The organism is Persicobacter sp. CCB-QB2, from assembly GCF_001274635.1.
GTDB classification, from domain to species: domain Bacteria; phylum Bacteroidota; class Bacteroidia; order Cytophagales; family Cyclobacteriaceae; genus Persicobacter; species Persicobacter diffluens.
This window is the reverse complement of record NZ_LBGV01000001.1, coordinates 3,599,001-3,619,164: the sequence shown is the minus strand read 5'-3', so window position 1 is coordinate 3,619,164 and position 20,164 is coordinate 3,599,001. Positions and strand designations below refer to the sequence as shown.

At 44.9% G+C, this 20,164-nt stretch carries 18 protein-coding genes and 7 tRNA genes; 16 read left to right on the top strand and 9 right to left on the bottom strand.

All coding sequences use genetic code 11. The features are described 5' to 3' along the window. The first annotated feature begins 1 nt into the window (after nucleotide 1). The 9 genes from NG22_RS16010 to NG22_RS15975 all read left to right on the top strand — a co-directional run bounded on the left by NG22_RS16010 (nucleotide 2) and on the right by NG22_RS15975 (nucleotide 9,394). Nucleotides 2–274, top strand: a complete 273-nt coding sequence (locus NG22_RS16010) for a DUF4834 family protein (protein WP_053406643.1) — start codon at nucleotides 2–4, stop codon at nucleotides 272–274. A 362-nt stretch (nucleotides 275–636) separates the two neighbouring features. After that, on the top strand, nucleotides 637–1,284 hold the full coding sequence (locus NG22_RS16005) for a cache domain-containing protein (RefSeq protein WP_157601164.1): 648 nt from the start codon (nucleotides 637–639) through the stop codon (nucleotides 1,282–1,284). After that, nucleotides 1,284–2,705, top strand: a complete 1,422-nt coding sequence (locus NG22_RS16000; protein ID WP_053406641.1) for a GAF domain-containing protein — start codon at nucleotides 1,284–1,286, stop codon at nucleotides 2,703–2,705. Before NG22_RS16005 ends, NG22_RS16000 begins: the two co-directional genes overlap by 1 nt. 258 nt (nucleotides 2,706–2,963) lie before the next feature. Next, nucleotides 2,964–3,803, top strand: coding sequence for an acetyl-CoA carboxylase, carboxyltransferase subunit beta (accD, locus tag NG22_RS15995; protein WP_053406640.1), 840 nt, complete (start codon nucleotides 2,964–2,966; stop codon nucleotides 3,801–3,803). A 188-nt stretch (nucleotides 3,804–3,991) separates the two neighbouring features. Further along, nucleotides 3,992–5,287, top strand: coding sequence for an NADH:ubiquinone reductase (Na(+)-transporting) subunit F (gene nqrF / locus NG22_RS15990; protein ID WP_053406639.1), 1,296 nt, complete (start codon nucleotides 3,992–3,994; stop codon nucleotides 5,285–5,287). A 137-nt stretch (nucleotides 5,288–5,424) separates the two neighbouring features. Then, nucleotides 5,425–6,588, top strand: coding sequence for a formimidoylglutamase (locus tag NG22_RS15985; protein ID WP_053406638.1), 1,164 nt, complete (start codon nucleotides 5,425–5,427; stop codon nucleotides 6,586–6,588). A gap of 183 nt (nucleotides 6,589–6,771) precedes the next feature. Then, nucleotides 6,772–6,927 (top strand): 50S ribosomal protein L34, encoded by a 156-nt coding sequence (gene rpmH, locus NG22_RS17485; protein ID WP_071932153.1) that lies wholly within the window; start codon nucleotides 6,772–6,774, stop codon nucleotides 6,925–6,927. A gap of 23 nt (nucleotides 6,928–6,950) precedes the next feature. Continuing rightward, nucleotides 6,951–7,343, top strand: a complete 393-nt coding sequence (rnpA, locus tag NG22_RS15980; protein ID WP_253275706.1) for a ribonuclease P protein component — start codon at nucleotides 6,951–6,953, stop codon at nucleotides 7,341–7,343. A 386-nt stretch (nucleotides 7,344–7,729) separates the two neighbouring features. Beyond that, nucleotides 7,730–9,394 (top strand): S41 family peptidase, encoded by a 1,665-nt coding sequence (locus NG22_RS15975; RefSeq protein WP_053406637.1) that lies wholly within the window; start codon nucleotides 7,730–7,732, stop codon nucleotides 9,392–9,394. Nucleotides 9,395–9,605: 211 nt separating this feature from the next. Here NG22_RS15975 and NG22_RS15970 read toward each other — a convergent pair whose 3' ends face one another. Continuing rightward, nucleotides 9,606–10,163, bottom strand: a complete 558-nt coding sequence (locus NG22_RS15970) for a chromate transporter (RefSeq protein WP_053406636.1) — start codon at nucleotides 10,161–10,163, stop codon at nucleotides 9,606–9,608. A 13-nt stretch (nucleotides 10,164–10,176) separates the two neighbouring features. Then, nucleotides 10,177–10,734 carry a chromate transporter gene (locus NG22_RS15965; protein ID WP_053406635.1) on the bottom strand — a complete coding sequence of 186 codons (558 nt, stop codon included), beginning with the start codon at nucleotides 10,732–10,734 and terminating at the stop codon, nucleotides 10,177–10,179. A gap of 198 nt (nucleotides 10,735–10,932) precedes the next feature. On the opposite strand from NG22_RS15965, the gene tsaB reads away from it, so the two are divergent. Together tsaB and NG22_RS15955 are read left to right on the top strand one after the other, a co-directional pair. After that, nucleotides 10,933–11,625, top strand: a complete 693-nt coding sequence (gene tsaB / locus NG22_RS15960) for a tRNA (adenosine(37)-N6)-threonylcarbamoyltransferase complex dimerization subunit type 1 TsaB (protein WP_053406634.1) — start codon at nucleotides 10,933–10,935, stop codon at nucleotides 11,623–11,625. Beyond that, complete coding sequence (locus NG22_RS15955) at nucleotides 11,622–12,146, top strand: DUF2480 family protein (RefSeq protein WP_053406633.1); 525 nt, start codon at nucleotides 11,622–11,624, stop codon at nucleotides 12,144–12,146. The genes tsaB and NG22_RS15955 overlap by 4 nt, the downstream gene beginning before the upstream one ends. 1,555 nt (nucleotides 12,147–13,701) lie before the next feature. Here the strand turns inward: NG22_RS15955 and NG22_RS15945 are convergent. The 7 genes from NG22_RS15945 to NG22_RS15915 form a co-directional block, all read right to left on the bottom strand. Next, a tRNA-Phe gene (locus tag NG22_RS15945) sits at nucleotides 13,702–13,774 on the bottom strand. Nucleotides 13,775–13,818: 44 nt separating this feature from the next. Then, nucleotides 13,819–13,894, bottom strand: a tRNA-Phe gene (locus NG22_RS15940). 47 nt (nucleotides 13,895–13,941) lie between these two features. Continuing rightward, a tRNA-Phe gene (locus NG22_RS15935) sits at nucleotides 13,942–14,014 on the bottom strand. A 45-nt stretch (nucleotides 14,015–14,059) separates the two neighbouring features. Then, nucleotides 14,060–14,132: transfer RNA gene (locus NG22_RS15930), tRNA-Phe, on the bottom strand. 31 nt (nucleotides 14,133–14,163) lie between these two features. Beyond that, nucleotides 14,164–14,236: transfer RNA gene (locus NG22_RS15925), tRNA-Phe, on the bottom strand. A 60-nt stretch (nucleotides 14,237–14,296) separates the two neighbouring features. Continuing rightward, nucleotides 14,297–14,369 (bottom strand) — tRNA-Phe (locus NG22_RS15920). Between the two features lie 61 nt (nucleotides 14,370–14,430). Continuing rightward, a tRNA-Phe gene (locus NG22_RS15915) sits at nucleotides 14,431–14,506 on the bottom strand. Between the two features lie 423 nt (nucleotides 14,507–14,929). Here NG22_RS15915 and NG22_RS15910 point away from each other — a divergent pair. The 5 genes from NG22_RS15910 (at nucleotide 14,930) to NG22_RS15885 (ending at nucleotide 20,084) form a co-directional block, all read left to right on the top strand. Continuing rightward, nucleotides 14,930–16,258, top strand: coding sequence for a (Fe-S)-binding protein (locus NG22_RS15910; RefSeq protein WP_053406631.1), 1,329 nt, complete (start codon nucleotides 14,930–14,932; stop codon nucleotides 16,256–16,258). Between the two features lie 21 nt (nucleotides 16,259–16,279). Then, entirely contained in the window at nucleotides 16,280–17,077 is a 798-nt protein-coding gene (locus NG22_RS15905; RefSeq protein ID WP_053406630.1) for a (Fe-S)-binding protein, read from the top strand. A 380-nt stretch (nucleotides 17,078–17,457) separates the two neighbouring features. Continuing rightward, nucleotides 17,458–17,937, top strand: coding sequence for a hypothetical protein (locus tag NG22_RS15895; protein WP_053406628.1), 480 nt, complete (start codon nucleotides 17,458–17,460; stop codon nucleotides 17,935–17,937). Nucleotides 17,938–17,964: 27 nt separating this feature from the next. After that, nucleotides 17,965–18,558, top strand: coding sequence for a hypothetical protein (locus tag NG22_RS15890; RefSeq protein ID WP_053406627.1), 594 nt, complete (start codon nucleotides 17,965–17,967; stop codon nucleotides 18,556–18,558). Then, the gene (locus NG22_RS15885; RefSeq protein WP_082305110.1) at nucleotides 18,462–20,084 is read left to right on the top strand and encodes an OmpA family protein; all 1,623 of its coding nucleotides are present in this window, start codon (nucleotides 18,462–18,464) and stop codon (nucleotides 20,082–20,084) included. The genes NG22_RS15890 and NG22_RS15885 overlap by 97 nt, the downstream gene beginning before the upstream one ends. Nucleotides 20,085–20,164: the final 80 nt, after the last annotated feature.

The window sequence follows — 20,164 nt, the reverse complement described above, 5'->3', positions numbered from 1 at the left end:
CATGTTTAAAATACTGCTGATATTATTTATGATTTTCTATGTTGCTTACAAAATGAGCAACAAAATTTTGGGAATGGTATTAAGAAGAGCTACCCAACAACAAAGGGGCTGGCACCAGGCTTACAACCACCAGAATAATGAATCAAATCAGCAATTTCGAAAGAAACCATCCGGGCAAATCAAGGTGGATTATGTCCCCAAGAAGAACCAACAGGATAAAGACCTTGAAAATTTTAAAGGAGGCGAGTATATCGATTTCAAAGAAATTGATTAAAAATACCACTAAGGTGATCAGTAGATCACCTTTTTTTTGCAATTTTTTTTGGCCTGCCCAATAAATGTAATTTTCAAAAACAGGCGATTTTATTCCATTATTAATGTTTTTTTCATTGTTATCTCTCCACTAACTTTAAATTTTTTCAATAAGATCCAATAAAATCAGGTTCATCCCTCTCATTCGGTCGATCAAATCGATTAAACTGCAACCAAATTTTAATCTCTTTATCTTCATAATCTGAAAAAAAATTTTTTTCTTCATATTTCGCACAAAACTAACATTGTGTAAATTATTGATTTAGCAGTAATACCTTACTCTTAACCTTTATTGTCCCCAACCAAACCCAACAGAATAGTTTTATGAAATTACGTTTTCGAATACGCCATAAATTGGTGTTTTTCACAGCGGTTTTTCTAGGCTCAATGGTGATTACCGCCTGGTATTTTTTCACCAACAACCTAAATGAAAAATCTATTGAAGACGCCAAAGTAGTTGCTCAAACTTCAGCAAGAGAATATGCCAACCAAATTGAATCTCGCCTGAATCATAACCAAGGAATGATGCGAGCCCTGGCAAATGGAGTTCAGGACTTTGTAGACTTTCAGGGTGACTATTCCAATGAAGCGATTCTGGACACCCTACTGAGCTCTTTTTACAAAAGAAATGAAGACCTGCTGGCGGTATATTACATTTTGGAATTAGCGGCTATAGACCCCGATTGGCATAAAGACCATGGGAGATACATAAGCTTGGCTCAAAAAGAAGGCAATGACATCACTTATTTCAAAGCCACACTTGATACCGCGAGCATATCCAACCCTACTAGTTACTATTACCAAACGAAAAGAAAGCCAGCAGAAGTATTAGCAGAACCTTACCAGGATCTTTTAAATGAAAACCTTAAAGGGCTTCTAATGAGCTCTCAGGCCGCACCGCTTTTCCTCCCGTCCGGAAAGTTCGCCGGTATTGTTGCCTGCGATTTGAGCCTGGGGGATTTGCCGATTTAGTGAAAGACATTCACCCCTACCCGGGATCGGAAGCCTATCTGGTCTCTTATGAAGGAACCGTTGTGGGCCATCCTGACCAAAGCATGATTGGAAATAAACTAATGGATTTGGCAGAACACCTTCCTTCTGATGAGCACATGCTGGACAAAATTATGGCAGGGGAAAACTTTAGCTACACCGTTGAGGAAGGAGAAATCCCTTACTTCATTACTTTCGTCCCGGTAGTCTCTCAGGGAACAGAAAAACCATGGACCTTAGCCATCAAAATTCCGCTATCCATTTTCATGGAACAAGCCAAAGAATTAACCAAAGGAGCCTCCATTGGTCTGATCATTGGACTTTTGGTATTGTTAGCGATCATTTGGGGCTTGGCTTATAGTATTACTTCGCCCATCATTAAAACCACGGGCATGTTAAAACGCATTGCTCAGGGAGAGGTCTCCAAAAATAATCACTTATCAATTAAATCCAGGGATGAAATTCAGGACATGGCCGAAAGCCTGAACCAGGTAATGGACAGCCTGAGTGAAATCACCAATTTCGCACATGAAATTGGACGAGGGAATTTGAATGTAGAGCTTCAGTCGAAAAGTGAAAATGATCATTTAGGTAAGGCCTTACTGGAAATGAAAGACAGTCTTCAGACCGCTAGCGCACAAGAAAAAACCAGAAAGAAGGAGGAAGACCAAAGAAACTGGGCAAATACCGGGCTGGCAAAATTCAGCGAAATCACGCGCAATGCTGACGCCAATATTGAGGAGCTATCCTATAAAATCATCTCTGAACTGGTGAAATACACCAATGCCAATCAGGGCGGAATCTTTCTTTTAGAAACCGATAACCGGGAACATCCGGTACTGGAGCAAAAAGCCTGTTTTGCTTATGATCGTCAGAAATTCCTACAAAAAGAAATATTGGTAGGAGAGGGCATAGCCGGAAGATGTTTCCAGGAGAAGGAAACTATTTTCATGACCGACATCCCATCCTCTTATATCAATATTACCTCCGGCCTAGGTGATGCAAGCCCTTCCTGCTTGTTAGTCATTCCATTAAAAATAAATGAGGAAGTTTACGGAGTACTCGAAATTGCGGCCTTCACCAAATTTGAGCCTTACCAAATTGAATTCATTGAGCGTTTGGGAGAAAGTATTGCTTCAGAAATCAGTGCAATGCGCGTAAATATCCGAACCCAAAAATTACTTCAGGAAGCTCAATTACAAGGAGAGCAATTGCGTGCACAGGAAGAGGAAATGCGTCAGAACATGGAAGAGTTGGAAGCTACGCAAGAAGATGCTGCAAGACGCGAAAATGATCTGGACCAAAAACTCAAGGAAGCTACTGATCGTGCTACTGTAGCCGAAAACAAACTAGAGGTGGCCCTGCTGGAAATAAAGAACTTAAAATCTGACCAACTGAAATAAACAAGTCTGTTTTTCAGTTTAATATTAATTTTGGCGATCTATTGAAAAATGGATCGCCAAAATATTATCAATCAAGCCCTTAAATAAAGTAACAAAAGGAGCATGATCTTATAGGACAAGAATTTCCCTTGAATAAACAAAATATTGAAATATATTTGTGCGACTGTTGAACCTTAGTTTCCTTCCCAACGCAAGCTTAAGGTTCTGATTTTTTGTCAATTTGTTACGAGTTAAAAGCATACTAAACTATATAAAAATATGTCTTGGTTTCAAAGAACGGATAAAGGGATAAAGACCTCGACCAAAGATAAAATGGACGCCCCTGAAGGGTTATGGTACAAAACCCCGTCCGGCTCCATTATCCACATGAGGGAATTAAAAGCCAATGCATACGTATGTCCGGAAGACGGATACCATGTACGCATCGGCTCCAAAGAATACTTTGAGATCCTATTTGACAACAACGAATTCAAGGAATTGGATGCCTCATTGAGCTCCGGCGACCCTTTGAATTTCGTGGATAGCAAGCCTTACCCAAAACGCCTGAAAAAAGTTCAAGAGAAAACCAAATTGGTGGATGCCTGTCGTACAGCCGTCGGTAAAATGAACCAATTGGAAGTAGTGGTAGCCTGTATGGACTTCAGCTTTATTGGTGGATCCATGGGCTCTGTTGTCGGAGAAAAGATCAGCCGTGCTATTGATCATGCATTGAAGCACAAGATTCCTTTCATCATGATTTCCAAATCAGGTGGTGCGCGTATGATGGAAGCAGGTTATTCGCTGATGCAAATGGCCAAAACCTCCGCCAAACTGCACTTACTTTCAGAGGCAAAAGTACCTTACGTCAGTTATTTGACAGACCCAACCACTGGTGGTGTTACCGCTTCCTATGCAATGTTGGGAGACTTCAACATTTCTGAGCCAGGTGCCCTGATCGGATTTGCCGGTCCGCGTGTGATTCGCGAGACCATCGGCCGTGATCTTCCCGAAGGATTCCAAAGCGCTGAATTCGTGCTGGAACATGGCTTCCTGGATTTCATCGTTGATCGCCGCCATGTGAAGTCTAAGCTTTCTTCCTTATTGAAAATGCTGAAATAATCGACATTTATTTCTGACATTAATCCAAAAAAGATGAATCCGACGCAAATCCTGCGGAAAGGTTCATCTTTTTTTTGTGCTTATCGGAATTTCCCTTCAATATATTGTTAGGATTTTGAAGCACAGCCTTATATTTGTGCAGCCTGCGAAGGCAGGTTTATTTATCATTTACAAATCATTAAAGAACAATGACAGGTATTGTATTATCCGGTGTTGTTGCCTTTACTGCATTGATCCTGATGTTGGTTTTCGTATTGCTTTTTGCGCAATCGAAGCTTGTACAGTCAGGACCGGTGAAGATCACGATCAATGGCGAAAGAGAAGTGACTACCGCTGCTGGTAGCACCTTGCTTTCTACCATGGGTAACGAGAAGATCTTCTTACCATCTGCATGTGGTGGAGGAGGTACTTGCGCAATGTGTAAGTGCCGAGTTACATCAGGAGGCGGTGACGTATTGCCTACAGAGGAAGGTCACCTTTCAAGAGCTGAAAAAGCAGATAACGTTCGTTTGGCTTGCCAGGTGAAAGTTAAAAACGATATGGACATAGAAATTCCGGCTGAAATCTTCGGTATTAAGAAGTGGGATTGCGAGGTAATTTCTAACTACAACGTTTCTACTTTCATTAAAGAGTTCAAAGTACGTCTTCCAAAAGGCGAACACATGGATTTCGAAGCTGGTGGTTATATCCAGATTGACGTTCCTGCCATTACGGTAGACTTCAAGGATATGGACATCACTCCTCATCCTGAGTTGGGTCACCCTGCTGACGTTTATAAGTCTGACTGGGACAACTTCGGATTGTGGGATCTTCAGATGGTGAACGATGAGCCGATCTACCGCGCTTATTCTATGGCCAACCACCCTGCAGAAGGTGATATCGTAATGCTTAACATCCGTATCGCTACTCCTCCTTGGGATCGTGCGAACAACACTTGGATGAAAGTTAACCCAGGTATCTGTTCTTCTTATGTATTCTCTCGTAAGCCAGGCGACTTCGTAACAGTTTCCGGTCCTTACGGTGAATTCGAGATCAACCCTACTCAGCGCGAGATGGTTTACATCGGTGGTGGTGCTGGTATGGCGCCATTGAGAGCACAGATCTTCCACTTGTTCCACACCGAGAAAACTAATCGTAAAGTTTCTTACTGGTACGGTGGTCGTTCGAAGAAAGAGTTGTTCTACTTGAACCACTTCGATAAAATCGAGGAGGACTTCCCTAACTTTAAGATGAACATTGCCCTTTCTGAGCCGCTTCCTGAGGACAACTGGAAAGTGAAAAAGGACATGGAAGATGAAGGTGACGGTTTCACAGGATTTATCCACCAGGCATTGTTGGATAACTACTTGAGCAAACACGATGAGCCGGAAGATATCGAGTACTACCTATGCGGACCTCCAATGATGAACGCAGCAGTATTGAAGATGTTGGAAGACTTGGGTGTGCCGGACGAAAACATCCGATTTGACGACTTCGGAGGATAATCATTATCCCCAAAAAGAATAAATTAAAGGAGTGAGCTTTTGGGCTCACTCCTTTTTTTATGTAAGTTTTTCCAAAAACTTTTCAATTTTTAAATCATTTGTTAATTTCCAAGGTCTGATTTTACCTAATTGCAAGCATGTTAAATTTCGAGCTTTTCTTATCCCCCATCCCGGAACCATTTTTTGGGGAAGACATCTCCTTTGCCAAAAACACCATAGGCGAACAGATCCAAATCTTCAGGCATCAGTTCCCCTCATTGGAAGAAGTAGATATCGCCTTCATTGGCATTGAAGAAAACGGAGGTGATGAGTCCAATATGGGGGTGAGCCAGGCTCCTATGGAAATCCGAAAAAAGCTTTATCGACTAAAAAAAGGAGCAAATCCTTATCGAATTGCCGACTTAGGCAACATTCGAAATGGCCTTGACCCGGAAGAAACCTGTGGGAGGCTTCGGGAGGTTTGTGCCATGCTCCTTCATCATAACATTTTACCTTTAATCTTTGGAGGAACCCATGATTTCACTGTTGGACAATACCAGGCCTATCTTTCAGAGGAAAAAAAGGTATCCTTATTAAATATTGATGCCTTCCTCGATCTTACCAATGACGCTGAAGTACCTTTTAACAGGAACTTCCTGCAAAAAATCATCCTGCAGACCCCCAATATCCTGGACAACTTCGCCCATTTGGCCTATCAAACTTACCTCTGCGACCCTGAGGAGCTTGAAAAGCTCCAAAGCCTAAGCTTTGATACTATCCGACTAGGAGATGCCCGGGCAGATATTAAGGCCATGGAGCCCATTATCCGCTCCACGCAACTGTTGTCTTTTGATGTTGCCGCTATTCGTTCCTCTGATGCTCCCGGAAGCTCCAATGCACAACCTTTTGGACTGACAGGGGAAGAAGCTTGTCAGATCTGCTGGTATGCCGGCATAAACAATGACATGTCTTCCATTGGCTTTTATGAATACAACCCCTTTGAGGATGATGACCAAATGAAGACCGCTTCGGTAATCGCCACCATGATCTGGTACTTTATCGAAGGCTTTTACAATAGAAAAAACGAGGCCGAATTTGAAAGCCAGGACTTCATGCAATATTTGGTCAAGATTGACATCCATGACGAACCCATAAAATTCTACAAAAGCCTCATCTCCGGAAAATGGTGGGTAGAAGTTCCGAACCCGAATCCTGGAAAGCCACGTTTTTGGCGCGTTCCTTGTGGATACTCCGATTATCAGCAAGCCGTTCATGGTGAACTGCCTGATCGTTGGTTCGTTACCCTGAGTAGAAACGCTTAAAAAGCCATAATTTTAATGCAAAGCCCATGGATTTTAAGGAAACCTTCGTATATTTGCGCCCCGTAAACCACTGTTAAGTGGTTTTTTTACGCGATAAACTCGGGCTAAGGAACTTATTTTCAGCCCCCTAATTGTTTATCGATATTTTAATTGTATATTTGCAGCCTTAAAAAATAGATAGTAATGAAAAGAACTTTCCAACCTTCGCAGAGAAAACGTAAAAACAAGCACGGTTTCAAAGCTCGTATGGCTTCCGTAAGCGGTCGTGCAGTATTGGCTCGTCGTCGTGCTAAAGGAAGAAAAAGATTAACTGTTTCTGATCAAAAGACTCACAAATAATCATTAAGGTTATTTGCCATTCTATGGGAAACACTACTAGACGTCCCGGATCCTTCACGCTATGTAAAGCCGAGCGTTTATGTAGTAAAAAATCTATACAGGAACTTTTTTATAAAGGTTCCTCTTTTTTTTTGCATCCGATGAAAGTGGTATTCCTGCCTGCTTCGCAGCCGGAAACCGACTTTCATCAGGTGCTTTTTAGCGTTCCGAAGAAAAAACATAAACATGCCGTTGACCGGAATGCGGTAAAACGTCGACTTCGGGAAGCTTACCGTCTTCATAAAACAGAATTATTAAGCCCGGAGAGTCATCCGGCTTTGCGTATTGGTTTTATTTATACCTCCCGAAGATGCTGCCGTATCATGAGATTGAAAAACAAATGCGCAGGATCCTCAAAAAGATTCATCATCTGGTAAACGAAGCGGCGGAATCCGAAACACCGGACTGATCCAAAATCCTTCCCTGAAATCGACTTTAAAGAAAAGCTTCCAACAGAAAATCATCCAAAATATAAGCTTTTCCAATAAGCACATTTATACCTTCCTGAAAAAAGTGTATCCCCCATCTTCTTTCTCGCCTGTTCATCTCCTATGGTGAGTCGATGCTATCTAGCTTTTTGCAAATATTTTTGTTATCAATGCAGGCATTCCTTCATAATCCTGAAGCAATGCGGCTATTTCCAAGGAAATAATTGTTATTTATTGTTAATCCCTATTATTTTTAGCAATTGGAGTGCTACTTTTTCTTTTCCTTATCGTTATCTAAGGATAAATACAGCTATTGCTTTTAATAAATCATACCAATGAAAATAACTTTCAAGAAAATTTTCTTGCCAATGGTTTTGGGCGTCAGTCTTTTAGGACTTTTCTCCTTTACCAGAACAGATCAGGCGGATCGCTATTTCCAGATTGCCAAGAATTTGGACATTTTCGCCACCCTATTTAAAGAAATCAACACTTATTATGTAGATGAGGTCAACCCAAACGACTTAATTAAGACCGGGATTGACGCTATGTTGGAGTCTCTGGATCCCTACACCAATTATATCCCGGAGGACGAGATAGAAGACTACCGCACCATGACTACTGGTCAGTATGGGGGGATTGGGGCCATCATCGGCCGTCAGCATGAAAAAAATGTCATTATCATGCCCTATTTAGGCTTCCCCGCGCAAAAGAGCGGATTGAAGGTAGCCGATGAGATTCTGGAAATTGATGGTATTGATGTTTCCGATAAGAACGTCTCTGACATCTCTAAACTGCTGAAAGGTCAGGCCAACACTGGTTTGGTGGTAAAAGTTAAGCGCCAGAACGCCGAAGAGCCTCTGGACATCAATATTACCCGTGAGAAAATCACGCTGAAAAATGTACCCTGGAACGGAATGATTGCCGATGGTATCGGTTATATTAAACTTTCAGACTTCACTACCGAAGCAGGTAAAGAGGTAAAAGACGCCTTAAAAAAATTAAAAGCAGAGGGCGCCTCCAAAATTGTTTTAGACTTGAGAGACAACCCGGGTGGTTTGCTAAACGAAGCAGTGAACGTATCCAACGTTTTTGTACCAAGAGGATCCGAAGTGGTAAGCACCAAGGGTAAAATGTCTGACTGGAATAAAGAATACAACACTTTAAACAGTGCAGTAGACACCGAGATTCCATTAGTAGTCCTTACTTCCAGCCGTTCGGCTTCCGCAGCGGAAATTGTTTCCGGTGTAATGCAGGATTACGATCGAGGAGTATTGGTTGGCGAGCGTACATTCGGTAAAGGTTTGGTACAGGCCACGCGTCCATTAGCTTACAACTCTCAATTGAAAGTAACCACCGCCAAATACTACATTCCTTCCGGAAGATGTATTCAGGCCATAGATTATTCCCACAGAAACGACGACGGATCAGTTGGTAAATTGCCAGATTCTTTAAAAGTAGCTTTCAATACCGCCAATGGCCGTCCGGTATATGACGGCGGAGGGATTGATCCGGACATCGAAATTGAGCGTAAGTACATTGCTCCAATCACCGCCAGTCTTTTGGCCCGCGGATGGATCTTTGACTATGCGACTAACTACTACTACGATCACGAATCCATCGTTTCTCCAGCTGAGTTTGAAATCACCGATGAGGATTTCAATAACTTTGTGACATGGTTAGGCGACAAGGAATACGATTATACCACCAAGGTGGAAAAATCACTGGAAGAGCTTAAAGAGTTTGCTGAGAAAGAGAAATTTTTCGACGACGTGCAGGCGCAAATCGAGGAATTGGAAAAAAGCGTAAAGCACGATAAGAAAAAGGATTTGGAGAAATTCAAAGACGAAATCAAAACCGTTATTTCAGAGGAAATCGTTTCCCGCTACTACTATCGTGAAGGCTTGATCGAAGCTTCCTTCAAAACAGATGAGACGGTTCAGAAAGCCATCGAGGTATTAAACAATACAGAAGAGTACAACAAAATCCTAAAAGGAGAATAATTGTAAGAAATCAATAAAAGAAAAGCGCTTGGGGCAGACCTAAGCGCTTTTTTTGTTTTATAAGATAACAGACCTCCCGAACCTTGAGGATGATCTTTTAATAAATCTGTCTGGCGCGTTTAAAGGGAGGTACAGCCCCTCAAATCCCTCTCCATTCCACTGAATATTAATTCTACCCCTCCATGTTAAATTACGGCAGGTCAGTTACTGATTAAAGTCCCATAAAGCCAAACAGCACCAGCCCTATCACCCCACTAATGCCGATCATCATGATCGAGTTCACTTTAAAGCGATACAGCACCAGGAAACAAAGACCAGTCAATACGAACTTCACCCAATCCACACTCAGCCAGTCGGCAGGATTTAGGAGAATCGTATTCTGCGCCACCATCACCCCGGCATAGAAAATCAGGCCAATGGTCACCGGTTTGATCCCAAAGAAGAAAGCCTTCTTCATCGGGTGTTCCTTTATACGCGCCAGCAGCTGCGTCAGTAGTAGAATCACAATCACCGAGGGCATGGCCAAGCCCGTAGTGGCGATAATTCCTCCCGGCACTCCGCCTACCTTCAGCCCGATGAAAGTCGCGCAGTTCACCGCAATAGCACCAGGCGTCATTTGGGAAATCGCCACAATATTCATGAACTCCGCATGCGTCATCCAGCCATGGCTCAGCATCTCATGCTCAATCAATGGCAACATCGCCAGTCCTCCACCGAAAGAGAACAAGCCAATTTTAAAGTAGGTTATAAACAGTTCTAAGTAAATCATACATTAGCGGCCATCAGGCCAGTTTTTTAGAAAACCATTTGGGAATAATCAACTGCGTCAGCATGGCAATCGCAGCACCGGCCACAATCAGGCCAATCGGGTTCAGTCCGGAAAAGACCATTAGCAACACGCTGATCAAAAAGGCCAGCCTGCCCCAGTTTTCCTTCACCGAATCCTTATACATGCGTACCACAGCCACCATAATCAGCGCCACCACGCAACAACGGATCCCCGTAAAGGCCGCCTGCACCAAAGGGTTCGACAGCTCAGCCCCGAAAAGCAACACAATCACCGTCACAATGATCACCGAGGGCATCACCAATCCAATGCTGGCCGCTATCGCCCCACCTACCCCTTTATATTTAAAGCCCACAAAGGTGGCCGCATTAATCGCGATAGTACCGGGGGTCATCTGAGCGATGGCGATAATATCCAATAACTCCTCCTTCTCCAACCATTGCTTCTGCGTACAGATAATGTCCTCCAGTATGGCAATCATGGCATAACCTCCACCGAAGGTCACCGCCCCCAGCTTAAAAAAGGTCCAAAATAAATCGAAAAGAAATTTCATTCAATCAACAAGTAAAATGCTCGCCAGGAATTTGGCCAGCAACTCCAAAAATACACAGAAACCAAGCCCATCAGGACTTTTTCCCATTAAAAAGGCGTGAAAGTAAGCGCAACTACCTACAAAATAGTAAGGATTTAATAATTTTGCAGCGCCCGGGAGAATCAATACTCCCATTAAGCGTTTATTCCACAAGATATTATGGCAATAATTTTAAATATAGAGACCGCTACCCCGGTTTGTTCGGTAGCATTATTTAAGGATGGCGAGCTTCAGGCCCTCCAGGAGTTGTTCATCGAGAAGAGTCACTCCAACCTGCTTACCGTTGTGATTGAGCAATTGATGAAAAACGTCGGCTTGGAGATGAATCAACTGGATGCCGTAGCCGTGAGCGCCGGCCCCGGATCTTATACCGGCCTGCGCATTGGACTTTCCACCGCCAAAGGCCTTTGCCATGCCCTAGACATTCCACTGATTGCCATCGACACCCTGTCGGCCATGGTGCGCACCGTTGCCCATACCGCAGATCGTCCCAATGCCCTGTACTGCCCTATGCTCGATGCCCGACGCATGGAAGTATATTGCCAACTTTCCGAAGCCAATGGCGAACTGCTGGAAAAAACCCAACCCAAGGTACTGGAGGACGAAATCAATCCCTTCACGGAGCAACTGGCCAACCGCCAAATCGTCTTCTTCGGCAATGGAATGCCCAAGTGCAAAGACATCCTGCAGCATGAAAATGCCGTATTCCTTGAAAACATCACCCCATCTGCCAAAGGCGTAGGCTTATTGGCCGAGGAAAAATATCAAAATCAACAATTCGAAAGCCTGGCTTACTTTGAGCCTTACTACTTAAAGGCCTTCCAAGGCACCAAACCCAAGAAAAGAGTATGAGTTTGCAAGACCAACCCATCGTTAATAAAGTCGCCAACAGTGGACTCGAGCAAATAGACCTCGAAACCCTCCGTCCGAAAGGCGAACGCGTATTGCTGGACATCAAAGACCAGCTGTTTCAGGGCATGATCCTGCGCGAAAAAGACTTCCGTGACTTTGTAAAAGCTACCGACTGGACACAGTATCAGGATAAGCATGTGGCCATCACCTGTTCCGAGGACGCCATCGTCCCGACCTGGGCCTTCATGTTGCTGACCACCCGCCTGAACCCCTTCGCGCGCACCATCGTCTTCGGGGATTTGGAGGAACTGGAAACGGTCATCTTCCGCAAAGCCCTGGCGCATTTCGATTATAAGCAATTCGAGGATAAAATGGTCGTGATCAAGGGCTGTTCCGACAAAGCCGTGCCTACTTCCGCCTATGTGGAACTATCGCACCGCCTGGTGCCCTACGCCAAAGGCATCATGTATGGCGAACCTTGCTCCACCGTACCCATCTACAAGAAACCAAGAAAGAAATAATTTTTAGGGGGGCACCGCACAAGCGCGGTCGGGCTCGCACCACTCGCTCTTTCGGGCGGTGGCAATCCATGGTTATCCAATTGCCACCACCGCCCGAAAGGAGCTCAAACAATGGTTTGATCCCTGCCCCAGGCGCCTATCGGCCCCAATGCCTTCCCTCACTCCCCACTCTTAGGCGATTTACCGCTTCTCAGCCTTTCTGCTTTTCCCATATCGGGACTACCTCCTACCTCATCTTCCCTGCGATTTCCCGAACCCCGCTCCTTTACCTTCCACCTGGTATCAAAAAAGGTACAACCGTCCTCTTTACCCGCTAAAATGGACACTCCAAGAGATCAACGTGTTTCCGTTCAAGCCAAATTGTCTCTATTTTCCCCAAAATGGGACCGTTTTTCAACCTATTGGTCAATTGAGTCAAAACATAGGTGAAAAGTGTGCATAAAAGTAGAAATAGTTGTCGCGAAATGGTGACCAAAGCTCGACCCTCACCTCCCCAAACACCCACAAGCCACTCAATATCTGCACATTAACAACAACCCACAATAATCTTCTCCACCACCAACGTCTGCACCTAATTTGATGCAAAACTGTTAAACCTCTACTTTTATGCTGGGTGCCGCGGCCGACAGGCCAAGGCTGAGCCTTAGCGATGCGCCCTTTGAAACACCATATTCCCCGAAATTCTTCCTTCCTGACAGGGAAAATGGGCGGTAGTGGGGATTCCCCGAATTTTATCGGATCAATTCCCCATTGGCCCGCAGGCGGGAAGGGGACGAGTCGCTTTCGGCGAGGACTGAAGGCCATTATGGCGATGGGAAGCAAGATGGGGCAGCTTGACAGAAGTGTTTTGAGGAAATTTGTCGCTTTTTAGATGCAAAGCCGGGGAATAGGGCGAGAAGGTTCGCGCCGCGGCCGACAGGCCAAGGCTGAGCCTTAGCGATGCACCCTTTGAAACACCATAATCCCGGAGTTCTTCCTTCCCGACAGGGAAAATGGGCGGTAGTGGGGATTCCCCGGATATTACCGGATCAATTCCCCCATTGGCCCGCAGGCGGGAAGGAGACAAGTCGCTTGCGACGAGGGCTAAAGAATATTCTGGCGATGGGAGGCAGGATTTAGGGGCTTGACGGTAGTGTTTTGAGGGAATTTGTCGCTTTTTGGATACAAAGCCGGGGAATAGCGAAAAAGGCAAAGCGCCGCGGCCGAAAGGCCAAGGTGGGAGCCAAAGGCGATTTGGCTTAGGGATACCGGCAGAGGCAGCGCCGGTTGTGGAGCTCCTGAACATCAGGGCGGGCAGACGATTCAAAACCTCAGTCCGCCTGTCCGCCCCGATGTTCAGAGCGACTGACGGTAGCCCGACCGCGTTTATCGCGGGAAGCCCCTTTCCCTGAGTCTGGTAAATGCTTTTGAGGATTGTTTCGACCGGATGATGGCCTGCCTGTCTCCTTTTTGATGCAAATGAGACCAAAAGTGTGGACAAATAAAAAGGTCGCAAATTGGAAGCTTGCGACCTTTTATCTTTGTAACAGATGTTGACTTTTTACAGTCAAAATCGTGGTGCCTAGTGGACTCGAACCACCGACTCACGGATTTTCAGTCCGATGCTCTACCAACTGAGCTAAGGCACCGAAATGCTTTGCTTTTTGTGTTCCACCATCTCCTAAAAAAGAAATGGTGGTGCCTAGTGGACTCGAACCACCGACTCACGGATTTTCAGTCCGATGCTCTACCAACTGAGCTAAGGCACCAACAAATTGCATTGCCTCGAAAACTCCTCAAGGGAGTCAAAATAAAGTGGTGCCTAGTGGACTCGAACCACCGACTCACGGATTTTCAGTCCGATGCTCTACCAACTGAGCTAAGGCACCAAATTATTATTCAAATTCTCTCACCTTTATCCCTTGGGACAAGGGTGGTGCTTAGTGGACTCGAACCACCGACTCACGGATTTTCAGTCCGATGCTCTACCAACTGAGCTAAAGCACCATAATTTCATAGTGTCCCAGGAAAAAAAGAGTGGTGCCTAGTGGACTCGAACCACCGACTCACGGATTTTCAGTCCGATGCTCTACCAACTGAGCTAAGGCACCTTCTTAAACAAAGATGATTGCCATTTCAGGACGCCCCAAAATGACGTAAACAAAAAAGAGTGGTGCCTAGTGGACTCGAACCACCGACTCACGGATTTTCAGTCCGATGCTCTACCAACTGAGCTAAGGCACCTTCTTGTTTGCCTGCCGAAACTTCCTCAAAAGGCCTTTCTTAGGCTTTCTGAGTACGAAAATGGTGGTGCCTAGTGGACTCGAACCACCGACTCACGGATTTTCAGTCCGATGCTCTACCAACTGAGCTAAGGCACCTTGTCGTTTCGGATTGCAAACATACGGCATTTTGTTTTAAACACAAGCGCTATCACCAAAAAAATCTACAATTCTACGCCACCTTACTCCCTTTTTTCTCTGATTAAGCCCGGTTTTTCTCCTGATCATGTAAAAATTACTCTGCATGCAGAATATTTTATGGTATTAATCGACATTTATTTATAAACATTGGTTATATTAAATAAGAGGATGTGCCTGATTATTAACAAAAAGGCCATTTGAACCAAACCAAACGCTAATAACACCCGAACAGAAGCCGTAAATTCCGGGGATAGAGCCCCCTTTTTCAACTGTTGAAAAGGGAAAGGAGAGATCCCTGAGATTTAAGACAGAATACCGGCTTTTACGATTTGGTTTTTATGCGTTAACCTGAATAAGACCCAAAACAAAACACGAATCAACATGACCCTTATCTCTCAGCTCGTCTTTTTGGCTGTGCTGGCTGTTTCCGGCTATTTTATTGGGCGGCGTATCCTGCAAATCCGAAAAAACATTCTACTAGGTAAAGAGGAAGACCGCACCGACCAACCTATGGAGCGACTAAAAACCATGCTGCTGGTTGCCTTTGGCCAAAAGAAGATGTTCAAGCGCCCCATTCCCGCTTTCCTCCACTTATTAATATATGTGGGCTTTCTGTTAATCAATCTGGAAGTTCTGGAAATCGTTCTGGATGGGATATTAGGCACGCATCGCCTCTTTGCCCCCGTGCTGGGCTCCTTCTATCCGGTACTGATTAACTTTTTTGAATTCCTGGCTATTGGCGTTATCTTTTCCTGCGTGGTTTTCTTTATTCGTCGCCACGTATTAAAGCTCAGCCGCTTTACTAAAATCGAGATGAAGGGCTGGCCCACTCTGGATGCCACCTTAATATTGGTCATCGAAACCGTTTTGATGTTTGCTATTCTCGCCATGAATGGTGCTGATCAGGTGTTGCAAAGCAGAGGCGTCGCCCATTACCCCCTTACCGGGGAGTTCTTTTTCAGTGGTTTCTTTGTCCCCCTTTTCTCAGGATTGAGTGATAATACGCTCATCATTATTGAACGCGCCAGCTGGTGGGGACATATCGTCGGCATTCTTGCCTTCGCTTTCTACATCACTTATTCCAAGCACCTGCACATATTCCTGGCCTTTCCCAACACTTACTTCTCAAACCTGAAGCCTAAAGGGGAAATCAAAAATATGGACAATGTCACCAATGAAGTGAAATCCATGCTCGGCATGCCGGCGGATCCTCCTCCGGCAGAAATTCCACGCTTTGGCGCCAAAGACATCAATGACCTGAGCTGGAAAAACCTGATGGACGCCTACGCCTGTACCGAATGTGGCCGATGCACCGATAACTGCCCCGCCAATATGACTGGCAAGGCACTTTCGCCAAGGGCGATTATGATGAAAACCCGTGATCGTGCCGAAGAAGTCGGCATGAGCATCAGCAAAGGCGGAAAAGGACTGGAAGATGGGAAAAGCCTCTACGGAGATTATATCAACAAGGAGGAATTGTTGGCCTGCACCACCTGTAACGCCTGCGTAGAAGCCTGTCCGATCACCATAGATCCGCTGTCCATCATCCTGGAAATGCGCCGCTATATGGCCATGGAGGAATCCTCTACCCCACAATCATGGAATGCCATGTTCCAAAACGTAGAAACCAGCTTCGCCCCATGGAAATTCCCTCCAACCGACCGATTCTCCTGGGCGAATGACCTGAAAACCGAAGCAGAAAACAAATAAAACCCACTAACCGAGATTCCCATGTCTGACAATATCATTCATATACCTACCATGGCCGAATTGGCCGCTAAAGGCGAAAAACCGGATATTCTATTCTGGGTTGGTTGCGCCGGATCCTTCGATGACCGATACAAGAAAGTGACAAAGGCTTTTGTGAAAATTCTCAACAAGGTGGGCATAAAGTTCGCCGTATTAGGAGAGGAAGAGACCTGTACCGGTGACCCAGCCCGCAGAGCAGGAAACGAATTTTTGTTCCAAATGCAGGCCATGTCTAACATTCAGGTGTTGAACGGCTATGAAATCACCAAAATCGTGACCGCCTGCCCTCATTGTTTCAATACCCTGAAGAATGAATACCCTGCTCTTGGGGGAAAATACGAGGTCATGCATCATTCTGCCATATTACAACAGCTCATCGATGAAGGCAAGGTAAAAGCGGAAGGCGGTGCTTTCAAAGGAAAGAAAATCACCTTCCATGATTCCTGTTACCTCGGCCGTGCCAATAATGTCTATGAAGCACCAAGAAAAGTACTGGAAGCGCTGGATGCGGAACTGGTGGAAATGAAAAGGTGTAAAACCAAAGGACTCTGCTGTGGAGCCGGTGGTGCTCAAATGTTTAAAGAACCTGAGCAAGGCAACAAAGACATCAATATTGAGCGAACGGAAGAGGCACTAGATACTGGCGCCAAGATTATTGCTTCCGGTTGTCCCTTCTGCATGACCATGATGAGCGATGGGGTAAAGAATAAAGAAAAAGAAGGGGAAGTAGAAGTACGTGATTTGGCCGAATTAATTGCTGAAGCCGAAGACATCCTTTAAAAAAAATAACCTTTGCATCTTTTTAGATACAAGCCCAAAATATTCGGTGCCGCTGAACTACAGCATATGCACCGGATGCTTATTCCTAATAACCATTTTACTTCAGGGCTACAGCCCTCGAAATCCCCTGACCAAAGCAAGTACTTTTGGACGGGGGATTTCAAAAAAATACTTCTTAGTAAAAATGCCGGTAAGCCTAAAACCGGCATTTTTGTTTCTTTTCACTTCCCTTTTTTGTTAAAAAATATTCAAAGACTTATTTTTTTTGAGTGAATCAGACAATTATATCCTCCTTTTTTTCGTAAATAGATTGAAAGCCGAGATTTTTGTGAAAGATTGAGGGTCAACACGCTGTTGGTCAAAAAGCTTTTTATAAAATTATGTACGTACCATTTAATGAACTTCCCGCTTCTGCCAGATTATGGATCTATAGTCTGGACCGTGTCCTGTCGGAAGAGGAACAAACGAACCTGCAACAAGAAGCCGTCACCTTTTTGAATCAATGGCAAGCCCATGGTAAAGATCTGCATGCCTCCATGCGGTTGGAAGAAGGTCGCTTTTTGATAATCGCCGTGGATGAGAGTAGCGCCGGAGCCACCGGTTGTTCTATCGATTCCTCCGTTGGCTTTGTTCGTCAGGTGGCGGAAAATTATAAGACCGACCCATTCAACAGAACAACCGTCTACTTTCAGGGAATTACGGAAGGATTTCCAATGAACGCCCTCAAAAGTAAAATTGCTTCAGGAGAGATTCATGCGGAAAGTCCTATGTTCAATACCGTGGTGCAATCCAAAGAAGACTTTGAGAACAACTGGATTCTTCCGGCCAAAGATTCCTGGCTTTCCCGATTTTTCAATTAAGCTTAGCCTAACGCCCGATTCAACACTATGAATAAATTTTCCTTAAGCCTCTTTTTGGCACTTTCCATTAGCCTGAGCGGATGCTTCCTGCAAGATCTTGCCTTGAAAAAAGGCTATAAGAAACATGATGCAGGGGAATATGAACTGGCACTTAAGCAATTCAAGAAGCAGGCTGCCTCCGGCAAAGCTGTCCCGGAGGCCAACTATATGATTGCGGAATCTTACCGGCTCTCCAACCGCCTGAAAGAAGCCCTGCCCTATTATGAAGAAGCTTTACGTGCCGGAGCCCCGGAGGAAATGGCCAATTACTATTATGCCAAAGCGCTAGTGGCCAATGAAAGGTACAAGGAGGCCAAGGATCATTTGGATTATTTCTTACAAGGTGCCTCAAATGTCGAGGTGATTGACCTATGCAACAATTATGTGGACAACCTGGAGCTATTATTAGCCGAGGAAGATAAAGAACCTACCTATCGGGTGAAAAACCTGGAAGCCATCAATTCCCGAGTGCGGAATACGCACCTGTGTACACGAAGGGGAAATTATACTTTACCTCCAACCGCGAAGGAAACGACATTTATCGTGCTACAGGCACCCCTTTCACTCACATTTGGGAAGTGAAGACCAAAGGGGCACGCGTGGAGATCGAAACGGCTGAACAAATCAAAGAATTATACTCCAACGGAGCCAATGAAGGCACCATCACCTTCTCTCCGGATGGAAAAACCATGATCTTTGCCCGCGGAAATACCGGTCGACGCAAAGGCACACAGGATGTGAATTTGTATGAATCCAAATATCGAAAAGGCGAATGGTCAGAACCCAAGATGATTGCTGCCAGTGATCCTGAAGCCTGGGACTCTGCTCCGGCCTTCAGCCCGGATGGCAAGCAACTCTATTTTGCCAGTAATCGCAATGGTGGTTTCGGAGGAACCGACATCTACGTAGCCAAAAAAGATGCTCGTGGCCGTTGGGGAAATGTCAGAAACCTTGGAAATAAAATTAATACGGCGGATAATGAATCCTTTCCTTACCTTTCCGATGACGGGAAGCTCTATTTTGCCTCAGAAGGACATCCCGGATATGGTGGCTTAGACCTTTTTGTAGCTGAACGTAAGGATGGAAAACTTCAGGTACGCAATTTGGGAAAACCCATAAACTCTCCTGCGGATGATTTTGGCCTTTTCTTATTTTCCCTGAATAAAGGTTTTTTCTCTTCCAACCGAGAAGGCGGCGCTGGTGATGATGACATCTATACCTTCGTCAATAATGATCCGGAGCTAAAGGTAGTGAACTACTATCTTACTGGTATTGCCGTTACGATCGGGGATGATGGAACAGAGGACATACTGGAAGACACACAGGTGCAGTTGATGGACGCCAATGAAGAAATCCTGGGGGAAGCCACCACCAATGAGGATGGTAAATTCCGCTTCCGCGTATATCCGGCAGAGAATTATGTACTATTTGGTTCCAAAGTGGATTACCTGACCTCCCGTACCGACTTCTCCACCGTGGGAAAAACCGTTCCGCAAGAGCGACTAGTCAAAAACATCACCAATGTGGTTTTCGAAACCAAGATTGTACTAGATAAAATCGTATTGGATAAGCCGATCGTCCTCGAAAATATTTACTATGACTTTGACAAAGACAATATCCGGGACGATGCAGCGGTAGAACTGGATAAACTGGTGAATTTGCTGGTGGATAACCCGAAAATCCGCATTGAACTCGGCTCCCATACCGATAGTCGGGGTGAGGCCCTTTACAATCAGGATCTTTCACAGCGTCGCGCCAATTCTGCGGTAGCCTATTTAATTGAAAATGGCATCGCTGCAGATCGCCTGAAAGCAAAAGGATACGGAGAAAGCACCCCATTGCCGCCAATACCAATCCGGATGGCTCCGACAATCCGGAAGGTCGACAAAAAAACCGACGTACAGAGTTTAAAATCATCGGTCTGGATGCCCGTAAAGTTTCCGCGGAAAAAGTGGAATACCAGTCCAAAGACCTGGAAGAACGATTCTTTGGTGGGGGAGAAGACGAGGAAGAACAATAAACCCACTTTGGGACAAAAGAAAAGCATTCGGATTCCGGATGCTTTTTTTTTACCCTACATTTTCAAGAAACAACCTTTTTTCACCTGAAAACAAATAAAAATTTGCCCCTGGCCTTAGGCTACCACCTCCATTTCAGGCTAAAATTGACTGATTCTTCCTTTTACCAC